This is a genomic window from Nguyenibacter vanlangensis, assembly GCF_038719015.1.
GTDB classification, from domain to species: domain Bacteria; phylum Pseudomonadota; class Alphaproteobacteria; order Acetobacterales; family Acetobacteraceae; genus Gluconacetobacter; species Gluconacetobacter vanlangensis.
The window spans coordinates 3,451,588-3,466,140 of sequence record NZ_CP152276.1; the positions used below are offsets into that span (position 1 = coordinate 3,451,588).

The window sequence follows — 14,553 nt, forward strand, 5'->3', positions numbered from 1 at the left end:
GCCTTGGCCGTTGTCGAATGCTTCCTGCCCCTTCAGCGTCAGTTCTTTTAATCGGGATTTCGTAATGCCAGGGATTGCGGAAAATATTGATGCAGAATGCTCATGATATAGCGCTTTTACTTGCGCGCTTCCAGTTCGCCTTTACCGTGGGCGTTCACATCATCTTTCCCGCCTTTTCGATCGGCCTTGCCGCCTATCTTGCCGTGCTCGAGGGCGCGTGGCTGGCGACGGGGCGGCAGGTCTTCCTCGATCTCTATCGCTACTGGATCAAGGCGTTCTCCATCGTCTTCGGCATGGGCGTCGTCTCCGGCCTGGTGATGGCCTACGAGTTCGGCACGAACTGGTCGGTGTTCTCCAAGAAGGCGGGGCCGATCACCGGCGTGCTGCTGTCCTACGAGGTCATGACCGCCTTCTTCCTCGAGGCCGGTTTCCTCGGCGTCATGCTGTTCGGCATGAACAAGGTCGGGCGCGGCCTGCATTTCGCCGCCACCTGCTGCGTGTCGGTGGGTACCCTGATTTCCATGACCTGGATCCTGGCATCGAATTCGTGGATGCAGACGCCGCGCGGCTACAGGATCGATCCCGCCACCGGGCAGTTCCTGCCCGATGACTGGCTGGCCATCATCTTCAACCCGTCCTTTCCGTTCCGGCTCGTTCACATGGGCCTGGCCGCGTTCCTGTCCGTCGCGTTCGCCGTCGGCGCGACCGGCGCCTGGCACATGCTGCGGGCGCGCCGCGCGGGCGCGATCGCGGGCGAACCGGTGCGGGTGATGTTTTCCATGGCCATGTGGATGGCCGCCATCGTGGCGCCCGTGCAGATTCTGGCCGGCGACGCGCATGGCCTGAACACGTTGAAATACCAGCCGGTGAAGATCGCCGCCATGGAAGGCGACTGGGAGACCGAAGGGCGTGCGCCGGAACTGCTGTTCGGGATTCCGAACATGAGGACCGAGCACACGGATTATGCGGTGAAGATCCCGCTGCTCGGTTCGCTGATCCTGACGCACAGCCTGGACGGCAAGGTGCCGGGCATGAAGGATTTCCCCCGCGACCAGCGCCCGCCATCGCCGGTCATTTTCTTCTCCTTCCGCATCATGGTGGCGCTCGGCGTCCTGATGATGCTGGTCGGGCTCTGGTCGCTGTGGCATCGCCGGAACAGCACCCTGTTCACCAGTCCGGTCTTCCATATCGTGGCGCTGTGCATGGCGCCGGCCGGGTTCATCGCCCTGCTCTGCGGCTGGGTCACCACGGAAGTCGGCCGCCAGCCCTGGACCGTCTATGGATTGCTGCGGACGTCGGACAGCGCGGCACCGGTCATCCTGTCGAGCATGGCCGTGTCGATGACGGCCTTCGTCGTCGTCTATGTCATCGTGTTCGGTTCCGGCCTGGGGATCCTGGTCCGGCTGCTGGCGCGCGCGCCGCAGGAAGGCGAGCCCGACACCGCGCCGACACGGGCGTCCGACATGCTGGCGACGCGCGTCCATCCGGCCGTTGTGACCTTTTCTTCCGGCAAGGGAGCCTGAAGGCATGATGGATTTCGCACACTGGCTTCCGATCGTCTGGGCCGTGATCCTGATCGCCGCGATCACGATCTATGTCATCCTCGACGGGTTCGATCTGGGGATCGGCATGCTGTTCGCGCTGGAGCGCGACCGGGGCCGCAGGGACGTGATGGTCAATACCATCGCGCCGGTCTGGGACGGCAACGAGACCTGGATGGTCCTCGGCGGGGCCGTGCTGTACGGGGTGTTCCCCGGGGCCTATGCCACGCTGCTGCCGGCCTTCTATCTGCCGATCGTGCTGATGCTGCTGGCCCTGATCTTTCGCGGCGTGTCGTTCGAGTTCCGCGTCATGACGCGGGGCACGGCGCGCGAGGCGCTGTGGGATACCGGCTTCATGGCGGGGTCGGGCATTGCCGCCTTCTGCCAGGGGGCGATCCTGGGCGGCGTCGTCCAGGGCGTCTCCGTGACCGACGGCGCATTCTCCGGCGGCCCGCTGGACTGGCTGACGCCGTTCAGCGTCTTCTGCGGCATATCCGTGACGTGCGGTTATGCCCTGCTCGGCGCGACATGGCTGGTATGGCGCACGACCGGCACCCTCGAGGCCTCCTGCCGCCGCTGGGCACGGCGCCTGGCGGCCGGGCTCTTCGTCGGCATCGTTGCCGTCAGCCTGTGGACGCCGCTGCTGCACGCGCCCTATCTCCGCCGCTGGACCGACTGGCCGAACATCGCCTTCGTGGCGCCGGTGCCCGTCCTGGTGGTCGTGCTCGGCCTGCTGCTGGCCGCAAGCCTGCGCAAGGGTCACACGCGCGTGCCCTTCCTGTGCGCGCTCGGCTGGTTCTTCCTCTGCCTGTCGGGGCTCGGGATCACGGTCTGGCCCTATGCGGTGCCGCCAAGCCTGACGCTGTGGAACGTCTCCTCGCCGCCGTCGAGCCAGTTCTTCCAGCTTATCGGCACCGCCATCCTCCTGCCGATCATCCTGACCTACACGATCTATTCCTATCGCGTGTTTCGTGGGAAAGTGACGGAAGCCGATGGCTATCATTGAACGCATCCGCGGCGACGGATCGGAGACGGGCGAGGACGGCATAAGAACAAGAACGCACGAGGCGCAACCATGATCTTCGAATTCGAACGCGACTTTGCCGGTTCCCTGCGCTGCATTCCGATGATCGCGCGGCAGAAACTCGACATCGTCGGTATCAAGATGACGCTGCGGCAATGGAGCCGCCTGTCGCACGAAGAACGCGGCAGGCTGGCCGACATGCCGTGCGAGACGAAGGACGAGCAGGACGTCTATCGCGTGTTCGTGCTGGATCGGATCATGGCCCGGACGGACGAGCCGGTCCGCTATCTGGCCGCGCGGGACTTCGGGGACTGGCAGCAGCCCGGCCGCATGCCCGACTCCGTGCGTCTCCAGGCCGAGGCGGATGGCGTGGTCCCGCCGACTGCGGAAGAATGGGCGGCACTGGCGCCGCTGCAGCGTTTCGCGCTGGTCAAGCTGACCCGGTCCCAACACGAAAACGAGAATTTCGTGCCGGCATTAAAAGAATTCGGCATCCTTTAACCACTATGGCAGGCGGGCCCGGCAATGGCCATCAGGAGGTTGGTACCATGAGCAAAGAGAAAGAATCCACGTTCAAGCCCTATCACCACCCGGCAGGCGGCTGGGGCGCGGCGGGCGCCACGGCGAAGGTGCTCATGGAACAGAGCGTGCTGGTGAAGGGGTCGCGCGGCCTGCTCGCGATGAACCAGCCTGGCGGCTTCAAGTGCCCGAGCTGCGCCTTCCCCGACCCCGACCATCGCAAGACGCTCGAATTCTGCGAGAACGGCGCGAAGGCGCTGGCGCATGAGGCGACCAAGGCACGGGTGACGCGGGAATTCTTCGAACGGCACACCGTCACCGAGCTGATGGACAAGAGCGATTACTGGCTGGAAATGCAAGGGCGCCTGACCGAGCCCATGCGCTACGACGCCGCGACGGACAAATATGTTCCCGTCGCCTGGGACGACGCCTTCGCCCTGATCGGGAAGCATCTGAGGGCGCTGGAAAGCCCGCATCAGGCCGAGTTCTACACCTCCGGCCGCACGGCCAACGAAACGGCGTTCCTGTATTCGATCTTCGTGCGGGAATTCGGCACCAACAACTTCCCCGACTGTTCCAACATGTGCCACGAGCCGACCTCGCGCGGCCTGCCGCCCGCGATCGGCGTCGGCAAGGGCACGATCGTCATGGCCGATTTCGACCATGCCGAGGCGATCTTCGTCATCGGGCAGAACACCGGCACCAATTCGCCGCGCATGATGACCAACCTGGTCGAGGCGCGCAAACGCGGCGTGCCGGTCATCCTGATCAATCCCATGCCGGAACGCGCGCTGATCCGCTTCACCGAGCCGCAGGATATCCTGCAGATGGCGACGTTCGGCTCGACGGCGATTTCCAGCGACTTCGTGCATGTGCGCATCGGCGGCGACCTGGCGGTCTTCAAGGGTATGATGCGCGCGTTGTTCGAGGCCGAGGATCGCGGCGAGGCGGTGCTCGACACGGCGTTCATCGCCGAGCACACGGTGGGGCTGGAGGCATTGCGCGCGGACGTCATGTCGGTCTCCTGGGCCGACATCACGCGCATCTCCGGCATCACGGAAGAGCAGATCCGCCACATCGCCGGGATCTATGCGAAATCGAATGCGACGATCATCTGCTACGGCATGGGGCTGACCCAGCACCAGGAAGGCTCGCGGCTGCTGCAGCAGGTAGCCAATCTCCTGCTGCTGAAGGGTAATTTCGGCAAGCCCGGCGCGGGCATCGCGCCGATCCGCGGCCATTCCAACGTGCAGGGCGACCGCACGGTCGGCATCGACGAGAAGCCGAGCCAGGATTATCTGGACCGCGTGCGCGACGTCTTCGGCTTCGAGCCGCCACGCGCGCATGGCCATCACGTGCTCGAGGCGCTCGAGGCCATGGAGGCGGGGACCGCCAAGGTATTCTTCGGCATGGGCGGCAATTTCGCCCGCGCGGTTCCGGACACCGCGCGCACCTACGCGGCGATGTGGCGGCTCAACCTGACCGTCGGCGTGGCGACCAAGCTCAATCGCGGGCATCTGGTGCATGGCAAGGACGCCCTGATCCTGCCCGTCGTGTCCCGCTCCGAGATCATCCGCACGACGGCGGGCGAACAGTTCGTGACCATCGAGGACGCGATGGCGAACGTCACGCCCTCGCGCGGCGTGTTCGAACCGGTGAGCCCCGACGTGCGCCCCGAGACCGAGATCGTCTGCCGCATGGCCATGGCCACCCTGCCGGAGTCCAGGACGCCCTGGGCGCAGTATATGGAAGATTACACGCTGATCCGCGACAAGATCGCCGCGATCTATCCGGACATCTATGCCGATTTCTCCGAGAAGATCAAAAATCCGCGCGGCTTCCATCTCGACATCCCGCCACGCCGCCGGGTCTGGCCGACTCCGAACGGCAAGGCGAATTTCCTCGTTCTGCCGGGGCTGGAGGTCAATGACGTCGTCGCGGACCCGGCGATGCTGCGCCTGGCGACGATTCGCTCGCACGACCAGTACAACACCACGATCTACAGCAACAACGACCGCTATCGCGGCGTGTACAACAACCGCCTCGTGATCTTCATGAACAAGCAGGATCGCGAGGACCGGGGGCTGGAGAACGGGGCCGTCATCGGGCTCGAGACCTGCAGCGACGACGGCTACCGGCGCTATGTCGACGGCTTGACGGTCATCGACTACCCGATGCCGCGCGGCGCGATCGCCGGCTATTACCCCGAACTCAACCCGCTGCTGCCGCTCGATTATTTCGACGAGATCAGCGGCACCCCGGCGGCCAAGTCCATACCCGTCAAGGTGGTTCCCAGCGTTGCCTCGGCGGCGCCGATCCGAATCGCCGGATAGAAGGCGGGAAGGCGTCGTGGATGAGATCGCCCTGAGGCGCACGGACAGGCCGGTCCTGGACCGACGGGGCCGCCCCCTGCGCGATCTCCGGATATCGGTGATGGACCGGTGCAATTTCCGCTGCCCATACTGCATGCCGGAAGCAGCCTATCCGGAGGGCTTTCGTTTCCTGTCGCCGCCGGAACGGCTCGATTTCGACGAGATCGCGCGCGTGGCGCGCATGGCGGCGGCACTGGGTGTCACCAAGCTGCGCCTGACGGGCGGCGAGCCCCTGCTTCGCCCCGGCCTGGCGGATCTGGTGGCGCGCCTGGTGCGGATTCCCGGCATCGACGACGTCGCGCTCACCACCAACGGCGTGCTGCTGGACCGTCAGGCGGGCGCGTTGCGCGCGGCGGGGCTGCACCGCGTAACGGTCAGCCTCGACAGCCTCGATCCGCGCGTTTTCGCGCGCCTCAGTGGCGGAAGAGCGGAACTGGCGGCTGTGTTGCGCGGCATCGATGCCGCGCGTCATGCCGGGTTTCCCGGCGGCGTGAAGATCAACACCGTCGTCCAGCGCGGCGTGAACGATGACGGCGTACCGGATCTTCTGGCGCATTTTCGTCATACCGGCGTCGTAGTGCGCCTGATCGAATACATGGATGTGGGCAGCCGCAACGGCTGGACGCGCGACGACGTCGTGCCGTCGCGCGCATTGCTGGCGCGGCTCGGCACGCTATGGCCGCTCGAACCGCTTCTGCCGAACTATCGCGGCGAGGTGGCGCGCCGCTACCGCTATGTCGATGGCGGCGGCGAGATCGGTTTCATCGCCTCGGTCAGCGCGCCGTTCTGCGGCGGCTGTTCGCGCGCGCGGCTTTCGTCCGAGGGACGGCTCTATACGTGTCTCTTCGCGACCGAAGGCACCGACCTGCGCGCGATCCTGCGCGACCAATCCGGTGCCGGGGACGACGAGCGGCTTCGCCAGGTACTGTCCCGGATATGGCGCGACCGCGCCGACCGATACAGCGAGGCGCGCGTCGAGGATACGGCCCAGGCAGACGGAACAAAGTACAAGCAGACGCACGAAAAAATCGAAATGCACTATATCGGAGGCTGAGATGACGCGACAGGGACCCATCCTCACGCATCTCGACGAGAGCGGAAAGGTTCCGCGTATGGTTGATGTGGCCGAAAAACAGATCACGGAGCGGGAAGCGCATGCCCAGGCGCGCGTGCGATTTCCACCCGAGGTCGCCAGGGCGCTCCACGACGCGGCCTTCATGACGACGAAAGGGGCGGTGATCACCGTGGCGCAGGTCGCGGGCGTGATGGGGGTGAAGGCGACGTCGTCCCTGATACCGCTCTGCCATCCGCTCGACCTGTCCGGATGCGCGGTCGATATCATGGTCGAGGGGGACGAAGCCGTGATAGAGTGCCGCGTGCGCTGCACAGGTCGCACCGGCGTGGAAATGGAGGCCCTGACAGGCGCCTCGGTTGCCGCGTTGACCATCTATGACATGTGCAAGGCCCTGACCCACGACATGGTGATCCGGGACGTGCGGCTGCTGGGGAAGACCGGCGGAAAGCGCGATTTCGGCAGTGCCCTGCCTGTCGTCGCGGTGTCATGACCCGTCCGCTTTGCGGCCTTGTGCGCGAGACGGAACGGAGGAAGAGACTGCCATGGGCGACTTGTTTCATGCGCTGACCGTGGCGCCCCTCGATCGTCCTGATGCGCCGACCGTCCTGAACGTCGCGGACGAGGTGCCGGTCAGGCTTCTGTTCAACGGGATCCTTCCGCACGGCGTGATGATGATGACGCCGGACCACCTGGAGGATTTCGCGTTCGGCTACTGCCTGACGGAGGAAATCGTTCACTCCGCCGATCAGATCCGGTCGGTCGTGGTGGCGGAAGGGGATGATGGACCGACGCTGGATGTCAGGATCGCCGGCGAATGCCTGGCAGGATTGCTCCGGCGCAGGCCCCGCGCCCAGACCGGGCATTCAAGTTGCGGACTCTGCGGAAGCGACGACGTGCCGTCCGTGCATGCGGCCGAAACGGCGCCCTTCCCGGTCGCGTACACGATCGCCCCGGCGGCGGTGCGCCGCGCCTTGGACGACCTCGATCGCTGGCAGGACCTGAACGCCAGGACGCGCATGGTGCATGCGGCGGCCTGGGCCGACCGGGACGGTCGCATCCTCCTCATCCGCGAGGATGTCGGCCGCCATAACGCGCTCGACAAGCTGATTGGCGCCAGGATGCGCGATGCCGCGATCCAGACGGACGGGATCTGCCTTCTGAGCAGCCGGTATTCGTTCGAAATGGCGCTCAAGACCGTGCGCTCCGGCATGGCCACGGTCGTCGCGGTTTCCGCCCCGACCTACCGGGCATACCAGCTCGCCGAACGGATGAACCAGACATTGATCGCCATCGCGCGTCACGACAGGCAGCTCGTGTTCTGCGGTGGGGCACGCTTGGCGCGATGATCGCGCGTCAGGACGGGAAGGCTGGCACCGGGGGAAGGGCCGACAGGGCCGGGGCGCCGCAAACGGGCGCTCCATCGCAATCGTCCCGCGCCGCATTGCCGCTGCGTCATGCGGTGGGCCGCACATGTCGGCGGCCGTGAAAGGGGCCACTCTGCCGGCATGGCCCGGAAAATGGGCGTGGCTGTATGCGCCGTCGTGGTCCAGCACGGCATTTGCCCTGCGGACGTCGGTGGCGGCGCTCATGTCCCTGCTCGTCGCCATGTGGATGGAGCTGGATAGTCCGCAATGGGCGCCTCTCACCGTCTGGGTCGTCGCGACATCGACCCGCGGAGAGACCCTCTCCAAGGCGCGCTGGCGCCTTGTCGGAACGGCTGCGGGGTGCATCATCAGCGTCTGTGCCATTGCGTGTCTGCCGCAGCAGCCCGCATTGCTGATACCGTCCATGGCCCTGTGGGTGGGCGGTTGCAGCGCGTGCGCCACGTTCTTCGACGGCTATCGTCGCTATGCGTTTCTCGTCGCCAGCTTTACCGGCGCGATCGTTTCCTCGGCCGCTTTCACGGCGCCCCAGAACGTCTTTGAAATCTCGCTGTCCCGCGGAACATACATCGTTCTTGGCATCCTGTGTGAAACCGCCGTGGCGACGCTGACCAGCCGCAATGCCGAGAAAGTCGCATTCACGAATCTCGTCGCACGCCTGCGCGGCATGACGGCCAGGGTCGAGGACGCCATCAGGGACTCCGCCGGGCGCCCTCTCTCCATATCGCAGGAAACGGATCTGCTGGAGGATGTCATGGCCGCGAACGCCCGGGTCGAGTTCGACGTGCTCGAACTCGGGCCGGGCCATGGTCGGATCGTCGATCATGCGCGCGCGACATTGAGCGTCCTCCTCATGAGTCTCGCCAGGGCGCGTGTCGGCCTGGCGGCCTCCGAACTGAAGGACGACATGGATGCTGCGCGAGGGCATATGGCGGCGATCCTGCATCCCAGGCGGGGCGACAGGTTCCGGTTCTCGGCACATTCCCCACGCCAGGCGGCAGAGGCCGCAAGAGTAGGGGCAAGAACGGCCACCGGCATTCTCGGTGCCGGCCTTCTTTGGGACGTGACCGCCTGGGATGAAGGGCCCCGCTTCTTTTCCTACCTGACCCTCGTCAGCGGTCTTCTGGCGACCCGCGACCTGCCGGCCGTGGCCGCGCGGGATTTCCTGACCGGCGCGATGTGGAGCACGGCAGTCGCCTGCCTGTTCGTATGCGTCGTCATGCCGGCCGTGACGGCACCCGAATGCCTCGCTGCCCTGCTGTTCTGTCCCATGTTCGTCGGTGGGCTTGCTGCCCGGGACAGCAGATTGGGCACCCATGCCATGGCATTCAACATGTTCCTGCCTGTCCTCATCGCGCCCAGCAACGGGGGACGGACCGACGAGATCGCGTTTTTCAATGGCGCGATGTCGTTTCTGGCCGCGATCGTGTACGAGAAGACGATCCTGTCCACCGTGTTTCCGTTTGGCGCGGTAAGCCATCTGCGTCGTACCGACATCTGGGTCCAGAGGCGGCTGCGCCTCCTGGCGAAGGCATCGGCGACCCAGACGATCGCGCAATGGCTTTACGAAAATGCCGCCAGCATGGTCCGGTCGGTCAGGACATGCCGGGGCGCGCCGGACGACACGCTCAAACACTACCTGGCGCGCCACCTGCAGGCCATGGTGCTCGGCCTGTGGATTATCGAACTGCGCGATGCGTCGCAGGGCGCGTCGTTGTCACGACAGGCGGCGACGAGGCTCCGGGTCTTTTTGCAAAGATGGTCGCAACAGGGTGAGGATTCCGTGGGACTGGCACGGCTCACGCTTGCCGATCTTCAGGCCCATACCCATGCCCAGGCCCATGCCACGCCGGAAATCATACGCGCATTACGTGGGATTATCGATAATGCCTCGTTATCAAGGGAGAGTATTGTGGAATGAGAATCCCGGACTAACACCGCACGGGCCATGTCGCAGCAGGGCACGCAATCTCCAATCAGCGAGAAGAGCAGATCATGTTTCTGAAGCAATTATATTATCTTCGCGAAATCGAACGGTATCAGAGCTTCTCCAAGGCTGCCCAGGCATGCAACGTGTCGCAGCCGGCGCTCTCCCGGGCCATCCGTCAGCTCGAAGACGAGTTGGGTATCGTCATTATCGACCGCAAGAAAAAGGTCTTTGGCGTCACGGACGACGGGGTGCGCGTTCTCAAATGGGCGCACGACATCCTGAGGGGCGTCAGCGAACTGCGCAATGAAGTATCGAGTTCCCGGCAGGCTATCGCGGGTGTCGTCAAGATTGGCGTCATTCCGACCGCCGTGCATATCGTTCCCATTTTGCTCGAAGAGGTCCGGGCACGATGCGGTGACTTCGCAAGCGAGGTCTTCGTCCTGCCGAACATCGCGATCATCGAGAAACTGGTAAGCAAGGAACTCGATATCGGCATCATGTATTACGATCAATGTCCCCAGGCCAAAGCTTTCGAAGTGCGTGCTCTCTATGCCGAACAGCAGGTACTCGCGACATCCGATGCGTCGTCGTTGCCGGCAGGAGATCAGATCAGTTGGGAGGCCGCGGCCAGGCTGCCCCTCGCGTTGCTCAGCAGGGAATTGCGCTGTCGGCAATTGGTCGATGTCGGGTTTCAGACCGCCGGGGTCGAGCCGATCATACGGCTCGAAACGAATTCCCTGGAAATGATACACGCCGAAGTCATGGCCGGAAAGGTGGCGACCATTCTGCCGGTTTCCTCCTTTCCCTTGCGCGTGCCACCACAGGGCCGGTTAAAGATGCGGCGTCTTCCAGGTTTTTCGCCCGGCTCCGTCGGACTGGTCCGCCTGAGCGAGCCGGGGCTCTCCACATTCGCGTCGGAAGTCTGGGCCACGGTGCTGAAAACGCGCTTGCAGGACGACCTGGATCTCCTGTGCAAATCCGGTTGAGGATCGCGCTTCCCGCCCGCCGGACAGCCTGAACCGACATAGTCAGATATAATTTGCCAATGTCATATTTTTCATATCGGAAACCAGGATGTACGAGGCTTCGAGCCGCGTATTGAGTTCGGACGTCTCCGTGGCAACCGACGCAATATCGGCGTCTCTGGCATTCGAAAGCTGGGTCGTCAGCATCGACTGCACGCTGGTAAGCAGCGTCGATTGCGATGTCAGGCCGTCCTGGGTCACGCCGACCGTCGATTCCATGTCCGTAAGCTGGCCGATCGTGGTCGTGAGCGATGCGTTAAGCTGGTTGACCAGATCCGAAAAACCGCTTGTCGAAGGCGACATGTTCTTCATTGACGACATGATCATCATGTCGCGCATCAGGTCCCGGATCGGCGAACCCGTGGATGTCGAGGACGTCGAGGACGTGGCCGTGCCCTGTGTCGCAACGATGCCGACGGCTATCGATGAGTTGTCGCCCGTTACGACCGATCGCTGAAGGCCGGCGGCCGCGCCGGGCGAGACGGAGAGCGATGGCGAAAAAACCGAGAGCGACGGGTCGCTCGCGGCGGTCGTGGCATTGGCCATGACCGACGATGCGCCGGCCGAGCCGAGTGTGCCGACGATGCTGGAGATCTGTGCCGCGAGCGCGCTGTTCGCAAGCGGCATGTTGCCGTTGATCGGGGGCGTGTTGGAATCGTTTCCGGAAAAGACATAGCCGGATCCGCTGGACGTGTTGAGAACGGATTGCAGCTCGGTCAGGGTGCTGGCCGCCTGCGCCGCAACGGACGTCACCGCACCGGGGGACGTCGTGCCGGAAATGCCCACCAGGCTCGTGGCCATCGACTGAGCTTGCGAGACAAGCTGCGTCAGGGCCGTGGCCGTGACGGTCAGGTTGGTCTGCGCATTCGTGATATTGGCCTGCCAGGCGCCGACCTGGGTGATCTGCGGCGTGAGACTGATGGCGGTCGATCGCGTCGAACCAAGTCCCGCATAGGTTTCAGAAAGCGTGCCGGCAGACGTTTCCCACGAGAGCGTTTCGTTCTCCAGGTTCATGTCCTTGATGCCGGAAGAGAGGATAAGAGAGGCGCCGGCATCGCCATACTGACCGATCGTCGTGCTCATCTGCTTTGCTCCGAGCCTGTTTAATTGATGGCATCCAGAAGCGCCGTAAACATGTTCTGTACGGCAGAGACCACTTTTGCGTTGGCGGTATAGGCATTTTGCAAGGCCACGACCTTGGACATTTCGTCATCCACGTTGACGCCGGATACGTTGGAAACGCTTGTCTGCAATGTTGTCTGAACCGAGGTGGCGGACGTCAGATTATCGCTCGCGGTCGAGATCGTCGCGCCCTGGGCCGAGGTCAGCGTCGTGGCCAGTGCAAGCAGCCCCTGGTTGCCATTGTAACCCGTTGATTGGCTGCCGTCCGGCCCCAGGCCGCTCGACGGCGCGGCAAGACCCGCGCTTTGGCTGACATCGTTGGAACCGGTTCCGAAGGCCTGGCTGAGAACGTTCGTGATGATGGTCGTATCGCCGGTCGTCGTCGCACCGGTCGTGCCGTTGGTCGTGGTCGTGAGCAATGACGGCGTGTCGGCATATATCCGGCTGACGCCGATCGCCGACGACAGCCCCACGATACCGTTGGGCGTCTCCTGCGTCGGATTGGAAGACTGGGGCACGGTCGTGCCGGTTGCGTCCGTGCTGTTCGTGAACAGCGAGAGACCCGCGTTGTTGAAACGATTGATGAGCGTATAGGAAAACGAGTCCAGTTGCGCCTGCATCTGCGGATAGGTGTCGTCGCGCAGCGTGACGTTGGCGCCTAACGTGCCGCCGGTCAGATGCGCGGTGACGTCCGTTCCGGCCAGCATGATGCCGGGGATCGTCGAACCGGCGTTGCCGGCGGCATAATACATGTCCGACGTGACGGTGGCGTCGGATGTGCTCAATGGCCAGGTGGAACTCGGAAGGGTTTCCGAACTGTCATTTCCGCCGATCTGGTCGGGGCGGGTCGGAAGTTCCGTCCCGTCCGCGGTCCGGACGATCATGTCGCCATTCGCGGTCGTAGAAAACGTGACCGAAAGTTGAGAGGACAGGTCGGACATGATTCCCAGGCGCTGGTTCTCGAGATCGGCCGTGTCCGATCCGATGGCCTTGAGGTTCATGATCTGCTTGGACAAAACGCCGATCTGCGTGAGGTCGGAATTGACCGAGGATACGGTCGAGGCGACATTGTCTTGTGCGGTCTGGCGCTGGCTCGCATATGTCGTGGCCAGTGTATGGATCGCGGTCGTCAAGGATTGCGCGTTCGAGATCACGGTCGATTGCGAGGCGCTGTCCAGGGGATTGGCGGTCAGTTCCGTAAGGGCATTCTGCACATTGCCCAGATCATCGGAAAGCGTGTTCGTGCTGCCGGAATCCGACGATGTCGAGCCCTGGACGGCGGACACCGCGGCAAGCGAATTGCTCATCGTCGAATAGGATGCGACCTGGGCATTCTGCCCGTACAGGGCCGATTGCAGCGCCTGGTTGATGCTCAGTTGCGTCGCGCCGATCCTGACGCCGTTTCTCAGGCCGCCCGGCACGTCGGACGATATCGTGGCCGTTTCGCTCACATACCCTGCCGTGCCCGAGTTCGAAACGTTCTGCGAGGTGACGGACAGTTCGGATTCGATCGCGTTCAGCCCGCTGGTGGCGATCGATAGAGATGAGATCAGATCCATACGCACAGTCCCCGCGTGCAAAGCCACCGTCTCTGTCGACCTCCATGCCGCCGCCTGAAGCCGGGCGGACATCGACGAGGATTTCGAGGGTTTGCTATAGATGAATGGTTTCTAAAAGGTTACGAGACGCGGCATTGAGGATCCCGGGCATCCGCCTGATCAGGACATCGGTTCGGCCGTAATCTTGTCGATCGCGTTCATGTTGCGCGTCGACTCGGTCTGTAGAAGCTGGAATGTCAGGTCATAGTCGCGCTGGATCTCGACCAGTTTCGTTGTTTCGGAAACCGGGTTGACGTTGCTCGACTCCAGCATGCCCTGCCGTATTTCCGGCCGCGCCACCGCATGTGTCCGCGCCGTCGGTCTCAGCAGGTAATTGCCTTCGGGCACCAGGGTCTGAAGATTGTCGACCGTAACCAGCCCGATAGTTCCGACCATGCCGTTTTCGGTCGATATGGTGCCATCCGACGCGACGGACAGAACATCATCCTGCTGCTGGAGAACCAGGTTTCTTCCGTTATTGTCCAGTATGGGGTTTCCCGACCCGTCAACGACCGTTCCATCCAGGCGGCGATGGAACTGGCCATTGCGCGTCAGCCTGATTCCCTGTGTCGTGCGAACGGTAAAATAGCCTTCGCCATTGATGGCGAAATCGGTCGGATTGCCCGTCTGTCGCAGGGCGCCCTGCAGATGGTCCTGATAGGTCGCCTTGTCCTGCGTGTACGTTTCGTCTTTCTCTCCGGCCGGCGTGTGGACGTCGTTCTGATGAACGAGATATTCGGAAAAAAGCTGCCGCGTCGCCTTGTATCCGTCGGTATTGGCGTTGGCGAGGTTGTTGGCGGTCACGTCCAGGGCACGCGTCAGGACGTCGATGCGGGACAGGGCAATATATGTCGTATTGTCCAATGTCTCTCTCCAGAAGGAATCGGGCCCGGCCGGATCCGGTAAAGGCATCCGGCTAAGACATATCGCCGCACATTTCCGCTATCCAGCACAAGACTAACGGA

Annotated in this window: 12 protein-coding genes; 9 read left to right on the top strand and 3 right to left on the bottom strand. The window is 63.5% G+C overall.

Annotated elements, in window-relative coordinates; all coding sequences use genetic code 11:
* The first annotated feature begins 89 nt into the window (after nucleotides 1-89).
* The 9 genes from AAC691_RS16115 (at nucleotide 90) to AAC691_RS16155 (ending at nucleotide 10,829) form a co-directional block, all read left to right on the top strand.
* A complete protein-coding gene (locus AAC691_RS16115; protein WP_342627640.1) occupies nucleotides 90-1,523 on the top strand; it encodes a cytochrome ubiquinol oxidase subunit I in 1,434 nt (477 codons plus the stop codon).
* Between the two features lie 4 nt (nucleotides 1,524-1,527).
* Nucleotides 1,528-2,547, top strand: coding sequence for a cytochrome d ubiquinol oxidase subunit II (cydB, locus tag AAC691_RS16120; RefSeq protein ID WP_342627641.1), 1,020 nt, complete (start codon nucleotides 1,528-1,530; stop codon nucleotides 2,545-2,547).
* A 69-nt stretch (nucleotides 2,548-2,616) separates the two neighbouring features.
* A complete protein-coding gene (locus tag AAC691_RS16125; RefSeq protein ID WP_176641949.1) occupies nucleotides 2,617-3,066 on the top strand; it encodes a nitrate reductase associated protein in 450 nt (149 codons plus the stop codon).
* Between the two features lie 47 nt (nucleotides 3,067-3,113).
* Nucleotides 3,114-5,417 (top strand): FdhF/YdeP family oxidoreductase, encoded by a 2,304-nt coding sequence (locus AAC691_RS16130; RefSeq protein WP_342627642.1) that lies wholly within the window; start codon nucleotides 3,114-3,116, stop codon nucleotides 5,415-5,417.
* Nucleotides 5,418-5,433: 16 nt separating this feature from the next.
* The gene (moaA, locus tag AAC691_RS16135) at nucleotides 5,434-6,510 is read left to right on the top strand and encodes a GTP 3',8-cyclase MoaA (RefSeq protein ID WP_342627643.1); all 1,077 of its coding nucleotides are present in this window, start codon (nucleotides 5,434-5,436) and stop codon (nucleotides 6,508-6,510) included.
* Between the two features lies 1 nt (nucleotide 6,511).
* Nucleotides 6,512-7,021 carry a cyclic pyranopterin monophosphate synthase MoaC gene (gene moaC / locus AAC691_RS16140; RefSeq protein ID WP_176638998.1) on the top strand — a complete coding sequence of 170 codons (510 nt, stop codon included), beginning with the start codon at nucleotides 6,512-6,514 and terminating at the stop codon, nucleotides 7,019-7,021.
* 52 nt (nucleotides 7,022-7,073) lie between these two features.
* Nucleotides 7,074-7,877 (top strand): formate dehydrogenase accessory sulfurtransferase FdhD, encoded by an 804-nt coding sequence (gene fdhD / locus AAC691_RS16145; protein ID WP_342627644.1) that lies wholly within the window; start codon nucleotides 7,074-7,076, stop codon nucleotides 7,875-7,877.
* 124 nt (nucleotides 7,878-8,001) lie between these two features.
* Entirely contained in the window at nucleotides 8,002-9,834 is a 1,833-nt protein-coding gene (locus tag AAC691_RS16150; RefSeq protein WP_342627645.1) for an FUSC family protein, read from the top strand.
* 74 nt (nucleotides 9,835-9,908) lie between these two features.
* Complete coding sequence (locus AAC691_RS16155) at nucleotides 9,909-10,829, top strand: LysR family transcriptional regulator (protein WP_342627646.1); 921 nt, start codon at nucleotides 9,909-9,911, stop codon at nucleotides 10,827-10,829.
* A gap of 42 nt (nucleotides 10,830-10,871) precedes the next feature.
* Here AAC691_RS16155 and AAC691_RS16160 read toward each other — a convergent pair whose 3' ends face one another.
* The 3 genes from AAC691_RS16160 to flgF all read right to left on the bottom strand — a co-directional run bounded on the left by AAC691_RS16160 (nucleotide 10,872) and on the right by flgF (nucleotide 14,452).
* Nucleotides 10,872-11,951 (bottom strand): flagellin, encoded by a 1,080-nt coding sequence (locus AAC691_RS16160; protein ID WP_342627647.1) that lies wholly within the window; start codon nucleotides 11,949-11,951, stop codon nucleotides 10,872-10,874.
* 20 nt (nucleotides 11,952-11,971) lie between these two features.
* A complete protein-coding gene (flgK, locus tag AAC691_RS16165; protein ID WP_342627648.1) occupies nucleotides 11,972-13,549 on the bottom strand; it encodes a flagellar hook-associated protein FlgK in 1,578 nt (525 codons plus the stop codon).
* Between the two features lie 159 nt (nucleotides 13,550-13,708).
* Nucleotides 13,709-14,452, bottom strand: a complete 744-nt coding sequence (flgF, locus tag AAC691_RS16170; RefSeq protein ID WP_342627649.1) for a flagellar basal-body rod protein FlgF — start codon at nucleotides 14,450-14,452, stop codon at nucleotides 13,709-13,711.
* Between the last annotated feature and the right edge of the window lie 101 nt (nucleotides 14,453-14,553).

Bases quoted from the DNA above. Each gene is read 5' to 3' on its own strand.
- AAC691_RS16130 (WP_342627642.1), top strand. From the start codon at position 3,114: ATGAGCAAAGAGAAAGAATCCACGTTCAAGCCCTATCACCACCCGGCA.
- AAC691_RS16150 (WP_342627645.1), top strand. From the start codon at position 8,002: ATGTCGGCGGCCGTGAAAGGGGCCACTCTGCCGGCATGGCCCGGAAAA.
- fdhD (WP_342627644.1), top strand. From the start codon at position 7,074: ATGGGCGACTTGTTTCATGCGCTGACCGTGGCGCCCCTCGATCGTCCT.
- flgK (WP_342627648.1), bottom strand. From the start codon at position 13,549: ATGGATCTGATCTCATCTCTATCGATCGCCACCAGCGGGCTGAACGCG.
- AAC691_RS16125 (WP_176641949.1), top strand. From the start codon at position 2,617: ATGATCTTCGAATTCGAACGCGACTTTGCCGGTTCCCTGCGCTGCATT.
- AAC691_RS16115 (WP_342627640.1), top strand. From the start codon at position 90: ATGCAGAATGCTCATGATATAGCGCTTTTACTTGCGCGCTTCCAGTTC.
- cydB (WP_342627641.1), top strand. From the start codon at position 1,528: ATGATGGATTTCGCACACTGGCTTCCGATCGTCTGGGCCGTGATCCTG.
- AAC691_RS16160 (WP_342627647.1), bottom strand. From the start codon at position 11,951: ATGAGCACGACGATCGGTCAGTATGGCGATGCCGGCGCCTCTCTTATC.
- moaC (WP_176638998.1), top strand. From the start codon at position 6,512: ATGACGCGACAGGGACCCATCCTCACGCATCTCGACGAGAGCGGAAAG.
- AAC691_RS16155 (WP_342627646.1), top strand. From the start codon at position 9,909: ATGTTTCTGAAGCAATTATATTATCTTCGCGAAATCGAACGGTATCAG.